Origin of the sequence: Aliiruegeria sabulilitoris (genome assembly GCF_001558155.1) — a bacterium.
Taxonomy (GTDB): Bacteria; Pseudomonadota; Alphaproteobacteria; order Rhodobacterales; family Rhodobacteraceae; genus Tropicimonas; species Tropicimonas sabulilitoris.
In genome coordinates this window covers 20,899-29,905 of sequence record NZ_LOAS01000036.1, presented here as the reverse complement: position 1 = coordinate 29,905, position 9,007 = coordinate 20,899, and the positions used below count along the sequence as shown (strand labels likewise).

Annotated in this window: 5 protein-coding genes; all 5 read right to left on the bottom strand. The window is 60.6% G+C overall.

Annotation, left to right across the window (positions count from 1 at the left end):
• Window positions 1-429 precede the first annotated feature (429 nt).
• Window positions 430-1,962 (bottom strand): response regulator, encoded by a 1,533-nt coding sequence (locus AX756_RS22185; RefSeq protein ID WP_068317287.1) that lies wholly within the window; start codon window positions 1,960-1,962, stop codon window positions 430-432.
• On the bottom strand, window positions 1,959-2,336 hold the full coding sequence (locus AX756_RS22180) for an Hpt domain-containing protein (RefSeq protein ID WP_068317284.1): 378 nt from the start codon (window positions 2,334-2,336) through the stop codon (window positions 1,959-1,961). The genes AX756_RS22185 and AX756_RS22180 overlap by 4 nt, the downstream gene beginning before the upstream one ends.
• A 34-nt stretch (window positions 2,337-2,370) precedes the next feature.
• Window positions 2,371-6,033 (bottom strand): hybrid sensor histidine kinase/response regulator, encoded by a 3,663-nt coding sequence (locus AX756_RS22175; RefSeq protein ID WP_197431113.1) that lies wholly within the window; start codon window positions 6,031-6,033, stop codon window positions 2,371-2,373.
• A gap of 117 nt (window positions 6,034-6,150) precedes the next feature.
• Window positions 6,151-7,293, bottom strand: a complete 1,143-nt coding sequence (gene dctP / locus AX756_RS22170) for a TRAP transporter substrate-binding protein DctP (protein ID WP_068317279.1) — start codon at window positions 7,291-7,293, stop codon at window positions 6,151-6,153.
• 622 nt (window positions 7,294-7,915) lie between these two features.
• Window positions 7,916-8,926 carry a helix-turn-helix domain-containing protein gene (locus AX756_RS22165; protein ID WP_163886867.1) on the bottom strand — a complete coding sequence of 337 codons (1,011 nt, stop codon included), beginning with the start codon at window positions 8,924-8,926 and terminating at the stop codon, window positions 7,916-7,918.
• Window positions 8,927-9,007 lie beyond the last annotated feature (81 nt).

The following is a 9,007-nucleotide window of genomic DNA, read 5'->3' as shown; positions in this document are numbered from 1 at the left end:
TCAATCCGCCTCTGGCTCCGCCATTTGTCAACATGACCTAGGCTGCGTGGTTAGTTTGCATCTGCGGCGAACTTCCGGAATCCGCCCGCCCTGACTGTTTCCGCATCCGCGAGGATGTGCCATCCAGCGTTCGGAGAAAGGAGCGCGACCGGCCCGAAGCCGACCTTCGGGATTCTCGAAACGAACGACGGCTAGTAGCCAGCTATTTGACTCCGCTGTCCATTAGAGATCGTAGTATTGCGCTTGCACCGCCAATCAGGGCGCCTTCATTGTCGTCGCTGCGGTGGCGTCGTACCTTCGGAAGATCAAAGTGCTTTTTTGCTTCTCTAACTGAACACGCAGGTCTCGAACGTCAAATTGCACTCGGTCGACTGCAAAACGGGCACCCCAGTTGATCGAAGATCGCCAACAGGACGGTTCGACGATCCCTCAGGGGGTCTCTCTCCGCATACGGAACTTCGCCCTGAACTCCTCGCCAGCCTTCTTTGGTTCCACAAGCCAGAACCCCAAGATCACCATCGCGAGCGCAGCCCATGCAAGCGGCGATAGGCTCTCGCCAAGCAGCAGCATGCCCCAGGCGATCCCCGCAAGGGTTTGTGAATAGGCCATCTGGCTCGCAAAGACCGGGCCTGCCAGGGAAACGAGGTTCAACGCGATCACCAGCGCCGCGGCGCTCGAGACACCAAGGACGAGGATGATTGCCTCCCGTTCCCCCGGCGGGAATGGCGGCAGGAAGATCGAGCCGCGAGCACTCGCGAGCGGCAGGAGGGCCAATGCAGAGAACAACATCATGATGCCCACCGTCGCGGAAGCGTCGAGATGCGCGGGGCGCTTCGCCATTAGAAGCGTGTGCACGGACAACAGCAGCGGCAAAATCAGAGCGGAAAGGAGCCAGAGACGGTCGCCGTCGCTGCCGCCCGTACCATTCGCCAAAAGGACGATCGCAATGGCTGCGAACCCGATGCCGAGGCCGACGAACCGACGAATGCTCGGAGGTTCGAGTGCGAGGAAGGCCGCAAGCAGGAACACCATGAAGCCGCGTGTGCTGCCGATCAATGCAATCGTGGATGCCTCCACGTGCCCTGCAATCACGACCGTCAACAGCTGGTAGAGACACCCGAGAACCACCGCCCAGATCGCAATGAAACCGAGATCCCGCAAACCCGGCCGTGGCAACCCGTTGCGAGTGATCGAGACCAGCAGGCACAGAATTGCGGCGACGAGGTTCGACCAGAACACGAGCCCGAGAGGCGGCACCGAGATTTCCGATGCCATCCGCCCAAGGGCTGGCGCCAGCCCGAAAATGCTGCCCGCTGCCAGAACGAGAAGCGTGCCTCGCAAGGTTCGGATGGTCTGGTCGAGACGCTTCTCGCGCGCGTAGATTTCCTCGGCAAGGCCGCGAAACACCACGGCAAGCCGACCGAGGGGGTCGCTTCGCTTCGCGACGGAATCCACCGAGAGTTCCGCCGGCCGAAACGCGCCACCTTCGATGACCTGCGCCGCGCGCGTAAGCTGATCGATGTCGCGAAAGTAGTCGAGTTCCCTGTCCCGGAAACGCTTGCGGGACAGCGACGCGTTCACACGGGCCTTCAGGATGACCACCTCATAGTCCTTCGGCAGGAAATCCTCCGCTCCCAGTTCGATGGCCCGGGCGACACTGCCGATCTCATCTTCGAGAGAGGACACCACGATCACCGGGATATCACGGAGCGCCTCGTCCGCCTTCATGGCCTCCAGGACCTGGTAGCCGTCCATCGACGGCATGACGATGTCCAGGAACACGATGTCGTAGGACCGGGCGCGTAGTTTTTGCATCGCTTCCAGGCCGTCGGATGCCGTCTCGGCCTCATGACCGAGCGCCTGCACGGCTTTCTGAAGTTTTCGCCCGCTGACCCGACTGTCGTCCACGATGAGGGTCTTCGCGGCTGCGGCACCTTCGCTTTCAGCCTCCCTGATCGTCAATCGCCCGACTCCGCACTGAGCCCGCTGATCTCAATTTCGGAGAGAGCCTGTCGCGCCGTTTCCTCCGCCAGTCGGATTGCCTGAGCGGCCTGCTGCGGATCCCTTGGTGATCCGGCTCGGCACTCTTTCTCCAGGTCAGCGCAGAGATCAGACAATCGCAATGCGCCGAAGTCGCGCGCGTTGGACTTCAGAGAATGCGATGCAATGCGCAGCGCTTCGACGTCTCCACGCACGGCGGAGTCCACGATGCGCTGGGCAAGATCTGGCGCGTCCTGATAGTAGTCCGACAGCAGATCCTCGAGTTCCGCAGGATCGTTTCCAAGTAGCGCAAGCAGCTTCCGGAGCGCCCCCCGGTCAATCTGATCGTCTTCCATAGTCCCGCGCCTTGCCTCCCGTATCTGTCCGACTTTAGGCACTCCGTGCGCGCTGCGCCTGCCGAAAGCTCACACCGCGCTCGAGGCAGTCCAGCAGCGCGCCTTCGTCCACCGGCTTGCTGACGTAATCGTCCATCCCGGCCTCGAGGTACTTCTCACGCGCGGAAATCTGCGCATTGGCGGTCAGGGCCACGATGAAGGGGCGCGCCATGTCGCTTACGCTCTCGCGAATGGCCGCCGCGGCTGAAATCCCGTCCATGTCTGGCATCTCGACATCCATAAGGACCACATCGTAAGCACCTCCTGTCGCCATCTGGACGGCCTCTTCGCCACCCGAAGCGACCTCGGGCGCGAACCCGTTCTTTTCTAGGAGCTTCTTGCCGACCTTCCGGTTGATCCGGTTGTCGTCCACCAGAAGTATGGACAACGAACGGTCGGCCTCTCGAACGGCGTCCTGGGCGAATGCCGAACGCTCCGCCTTGGCGTCGGTGGCAATGGTAGCCTCGAGTGCCCTTAGGAGTTGCCTCGATCTGGCAGGCTTCGTCATCACTGACGCGAAACCGGAAGCACGGATCTCGGCCCACTGGCCCGGCTCGGACGGCGTAAACGATGTGAAGAGTATCATCGGAGGAGCGCCATCGCCGAGCGTTTCGCGGATACGACGCGCGAGTTCCAGGCCATTCATCTCGGGCAAGCCGAAGTCGATCAGAACGGCAGCAAAGGCTCGCCGGTCTTCGAGCATCGTCATCGCCTCCATCGGAGCGGCGGCAACCTGTACCTGAAGCCCCCACCCAATCAGGCGTTCTTCAAGGATGTCCTGAGTGGTGCGGTTGTTGTCGACGACAAGAACGGACTCGCCCCGGAAGTTTGGGTCAGAATGGGCAGAGGAGCCAGTGCCCATGCTCTCGTGCGCCGGCAATGGAACAGCGAACGAAAAGGTCGAACCGCGGCCAACCTCGCTCTGAACCGCGATCTGTCCCCCCATGCTCTCGACGATGCGTTTGCTGATTGCAAGTCCCAGACCGGTTCCGCCATAGCGCCGCGTCGTCGAGGCATCGACCTGGCTGAAAGAGCGGAACAGCCGGTCCATCCGATCCTCCGGTATGCCGATCCCTGTGTCGCTCACAACGAACTCGATCCACGTGGCGTCTACCCACTCCTGCTTCCGGTGCTCGGTGGCAGAGCAGACGGTCAGCAGGACCTCCCCCTCATTCGTGAACTTCACCGCATTGTTCAGCAGGTTGAGCAGAACTTGCTTGATCCTCGTCGGATCGCCAACGACTTCGCGTGGCACGCCGGGCTTGACCCGACAGGCAAGTTCAACTCCTTTTTCTGCGGCCTTCGGGGCAACAAGTTCGGCCGCCGCCTCTACCGTTTCGACGAGGTCGATCTCGATCTCCTCAAGTTCGAGCGCACCCGCCTCAACCTTGGAGAAATCGAGAATGTCGTTGATGATGGTCAGCAGCGTATCGGCGGCCTCACCGATCGTGTTCGCGAAATCGCGCTGTTCGACGTCCAGCTTGGTCGATGCCAGCAGGCTGCTCATGCCCATGATGCCGTTCAGTGGCGTGCGGATTTCGTGGCTCATGGTGGCAAGGAATGTGCTTTTGGCGTCGTTGGCCGCCTCCGCCTGCTCCTTGGCCTGGGTAAGCTCGCTCTCCCGGGCCTTGAGTTCGCTGACATCGGAGTAGACAACGACCGTTCCACCGTCGACGGTTCGGCGCTTGCCGATCTGCACCCAACGCCCATCCTGCAGGTGACGAAGACCTGGCCGCGCCCCATCGAACTCGCCGGGATCCGCGGACGAATCACCGCGGAGCGGTGCGGCTTCCAGGCGGAGCCCCGAGGATGATGGCACGTGGCTCGCGATCTCGGAGACAGACGCTCCCGGCCGCACGAACACGCCCTCCTGGTCGTTCAGGAAGTTGCGATAGCGGGTGTTGCAAAGGACCAGTCGATCATCGGAATTGAAGTAGGCGAAGCCTTCGGAAATGCTCTCGATCGCGTCGATCAGGCGTTGCCGGGTTTCCGCGATTTCCCGAAGGTTGCTTTGCTCCATCTCTACCGCGGTGTCCCGGAAGACCGTCAGAGCATGCATCAGGCGCGAGACTTCGTCGCGTCCTGTCGGTGGCGGAAGCTCCACATGCAAGTCTCCCTGCGCGAGGGCAAGGGTGGCATTGCTGAACGCCCCCAGCCGCGTGCCGAGACTACGATTGACATAGGCAATTGCCCCGATGATCGCGAGAAACGACGCGGAAAAGACGACGAAGACGGTCGCTCGGCTGGTTCGCAGGGACTCGAGCACCCGGGCGACCGAAACATCTGCCTGCGCGCCGAAACCGGCCACGATCTCGGCGGACAGAACGCTCATCTGCTCGGTCAACTCGGTCGTTTGGGCAAGCAATTCGCCAGTCTGCCGAAGAGCGATCAGTTCCATGGCACGCAGATCAAAGACGCTTTCCTCGCCTCGACCGAAACCGATCAAACGCTCGGCCAGTTCTGCCGTTTCGCCGATGTTCACGCGTTCGCTTAACGGCGCCAACAGCTTTTCGGTCTCCGCAGCGACCTCCTCAAGGTCGTGCCTCAGGGCAGCCAAGGTGGATTCCTCCTCGGCAAACGGCGCCAGCGTGAGGATCCCGACCCCACGGTTTCCAAGCGCCTCGAGCGACAGGAGCGCGCCGTAGCTAGCGATGCTGGCATCATTGATCCTGTCGAGGCTGGCCGACACCTCGCGGCTGAGATCGGCACCTGCCGTGACCGTCTGCCCTCTTATCAGGATGATGGACCATTTCAGACTTGCCGAAAGACCATCGAGGGCTTTCCGTATATCCAGCGCCTTCGCGGCGGCGTCGACCTCCGGTGCCGTGGGATCCTGGAGTGCGATGGAACGCTGATCGAAGATGCTGGTCTCTCCGGCGCCGAAGGCTGTTATCCGGTCAAGTTGCACGGAGAGTTCGTCAACGTCGACGACCTGCCGAACGGCATCGTTGGCAGCGAGTTCCGCGGCGTTGCGTGTGGCCACCGAACTCGCCACGACATAGTCGCTCCACGCCTTGCGCACGCCCTCCTCCGAAGTTGCCGACAGGGCGCCCGCGAGCGTCTGTTCGATGATCCCGAGCTGAACCTGCATGCTCGCGAGCGGGACGAGCGCCCGGACGCTCAGATCGTTGAGATACTCGACCGTGCCGTCTGTTCCGGCGACGACACGATCGCTCTCGTCGCGCAGGACGTCGAGTTGATCCGTGATCAAGGGTTCAATCGAGCTGTTGAACTGGGAATGCGTGCGCGCCAGCGCCTGTATCTTTCCCGACAGCGTGTTCGCCAGAGCAAGGCGTTCGGAAACGATCTCCGCCTGCTTCTCCGAAAGCCCCTCGACGTCGCCAATTGACGCCTCGAGGCTTGCGACCGGATCGGATGCCTTCCTCGATGAGGTGAGCGGATCAATGACATGTCGGGCCTGCGCCAGGTAGTCCTCTAGTTCGACGCGGCGTTCGGTGAGCTCCCTCGGGCTTGCCGAGGTCGCGACTGCGGCAGAGGAGTTGCGGATATTGGTGGTTACTTCGGACACGCTATGCGCGACCCCAAGGGCCGGAATGACCTCCTCGGTGATCGAAGTGAGTTGCTCCCGAACAATGGTGTTGGCGCGATTTGCGATCAGGCCGCTCAGGAGTGCGGAGCCGAGAATGATCGCGATCACCAAAAGGAGCTTTCCCCGGATCGTCGAGGGAAGAAATGCTGACAACTGTCCCTTTGCGTTGTTTTCCGATCCCATCTCCGATCACCAATCCGGTCATTGCCCTTCAGAAGAAGACCTCTAGAGTTTGAGTTCAAACCCCTCGATGTCTTCAGGCGAAATATATGCGACTGCCGGGTTGAGCATGACTTCGAGATGCAGTGACAGGACACGCGCCGAATCCGGATCCCGGTTTGCCCATTCGAACCAGAGCGGTAAGGCGATGGCGCGGAACCGATCCACGTCTTGCTCAGAGAGGCGCGTTACCTCGACCCCTGCCGCGGCGAACTGCGACCACGCCTCGATATTTGCTTCCTGATGCGCCGTGAAATGCTGCATCGAGAAGGACCGAACGAGTTCGGTCAACAGGTCTTGCGTCGCCGTGGACAGGCTGTCCCAAACGCCCTGGTTGAACACGACAATCGTCAGATCCACGGGCTGGTGCAGGCATGGCGTCGATGTGGGGCCCATCACGATGTACTTGCTGACATCGGCAAACCCCAGATCGAAGTTCATCGCGGGTCCTGTGAAATCCGCGGCATCAATCGCGCCGGATGCAAGCGCGGGCCGTACTTCCGAACCTGCAAGTGCCACCGTCCTGGCTCCGATCGCCTCGAAACAATCGGCGACGAGGCCTCCCGGCATCCGAAGGTTCAGCCCGGAGAAATCGTCCAGAGACCGTATCGGGACGTTCGAGTGGATCAGGTTCATGTCGTGGTGGACATGTCCGACGTAGTGCAGCCCGTGCCGGGCATACAACTCACGGGCGAGATCTGTTCCGCCGTAGCTATCGAAAAGCATATCCCATTGGTGCGGGTGCGGCAGCCCCATCGGAAATGATGTCAGGAACGCTCCAGCCGGCATTGCCCCGGTAACTGCCGCGTAATGCGGCACCCAGTGCATACCGTCGAGGACACCCGCGGAGGTCGCGGTCATCATGTCGAAAATCTCGGCGACGCTCCCGCCGGGAAACGGTATGAAACCCACTTCACCCGATGTGAGTTCGACCACGCTTTCGCACCAGAGTTTGAAGGTCCGATATCCGATCGTGTCTTCCGTCCAGAGCGATTGGAGCTTCAGATTCCTCCCTGCGGAGGCCTTTGCGTTTCCGATAAATGGTGTGGCCAGAGCGCCCGCTCCGAGTAAGCCGGCGCCAAGGAACTCGCGCCGACCTCGGCAGAGAGATCCTCTCGCCTGAACCTGACTGGCTTTCCTCTCCGACATCTGAATTCCACTCCCACTATCGTTGACTTCAAAGGAAAAGCATCGGTCCTTTGTCGAACACACTCAGCACGAATTTCCCAACCGTAGGGCAAGTGACGAAAAATGCTACCTCAAAGAGGCCGTGCCGAGTTTCGATTGACACTGCAATCAAGCAAAGTGGTTAACCGGTCTTTGCACGAATTTTGCACATCGGACCGCAGTAACGCCTACATATGTGCGCGTGTGCGCGGACGTTTATGTGGGCACGAAAGTTGGTCCTATGTTGTTCAACGGTCGCAAAAAGTGCCACCTACTACGAACTGCCTGCGCATGTTCCGGCATTTCGCGGAGCTTGAGTTCCAACGGTGCCGTCCGCTTTGCTGCCACTAATGCTTTGTGCAGAGAACGTCCGCACTCCGCCCACCCTGACTGTTTCCGCATCCGCGAGGATGCGCCATCCAGCGTTCGGAGAAAGGAGCGCGACCGGCCCAATGCAGACCTCGGGAATCCTTTCATATTGCTGCGGTGCGGCTCGTCAAAGCCGCCTTTCGCGGCAAGCGCAAAACCCGGATCGGGTCGAACGCACAGATCGCGGAATCTGCGGTCACTGCATTTGTACCGATGAATGCTAGGTTCGGCCGAACTATCCGGTGGAGTCGTCATCCTCGGTCTTCTGCAGCTTTCTACATGCGGTTGGTGTCATGTCGTTTGCGCGGCGAAAGGCTCGGGTGAAATTGGCAACGTCCGTGAAGCCTAATGCAGTGGCGATATCAGAGATTGACCGGTTGGTCTCGGCGAGGGCGGCCCGTGCATATTCTTGCCGGACGAATCCGATCTCGTTGCTAATACTGGTTCCTTCGGCGGCAAGGCGGCGTTTCAGTTTTTGCTGACTCATCGATGCGAGGGCTGCACATTCCGCTGCGCTCAGGGCGCCTTGTCCAATGTGGGCGCGTACCACTTGCCGAAAGGAATGTACGAATTCACCGACAGTGGCGTCGAGCCTCTCCTTGGGTGCCACACCAGTAGAAATTGTCTCGAACGAAGCGGACAACCAGGCGGAGGGAAAACGGATGCTGAACCCCATCCGGTCGCCCTTCACCGGGTGCATCAGGTCGAATTCCGGTGGCAGGGCCGAAGGATCGCAGACAACAACGGTCACTCTCGATGGGTCCACCTCGTCCCGAAGCGCCCGCCGGAGAATGGCCCAGCCGAGAGCCACCATGAAGGCGTCGTTCTGAGCCGGCAGGATCGTCGGCTCAAAGGTTCGCGTTTCGCCGAAGACCGCCACCTGGCCGGTAATGTTGAGGTATTCGGTGGCCGAACTTGCAATCTCGTTGGCCCGTGCGATGAAGATCGACAGGTAGTCTCCGACGGTGTTCGCCCGCGCTTCGGCGTCCGCCAGAACCGGCCAGCCGCCGAGGTCAAGCTTGCTCCCGACATGCGCGCCCAGAAAACTGTCGTTGGCCACAACAGCCGCATTCTCGATAAACTGCGTGGCGACCATGACATGGACCGACAGGTCGGGGTCAAGGGTCACCTCTTCGATCAGGCCGACGCTTTCGAAGACGGGTTCCGGGTCAATGCCACGTTCGCGGAGTTCACTCGCAAACGGGCGAAGAAGGCTCAGTTTGACGAGTGGCAGCCTGTGGGTCATTGATTCGATATCCGCACTTCCAATTGCATGCAGCATAGGATCCGACGGCAACGGGAATAGAGAAAAACTCTCGAGAGCAGT

Excerpts from the sequence above, each read along its gene's own strand:
- AX756_RS22180 (WP_068317284.1), bottom strand. The coding sequence starts at position 2,336 with ATGGAAGACGATCAGATTGACCGGGGGGCGCTCCGGAAGCTGCTTGCG.
- dctP (WP_068317279.1), bottom strand. The coding sequence starts at position 7,293 with ATGTCGGAGAGGAAAGCCAGTCAGGTTCAGGCGAGAGGATCTCTCTGC.
- AX756_RS22165 (WP_163886867.1), bottom strand. The coding sequence starts at position 8,926 with ATGACCCACAGGCTGCCACTCGTCAAACTGAGCCTTCTTCGCCCGTTT.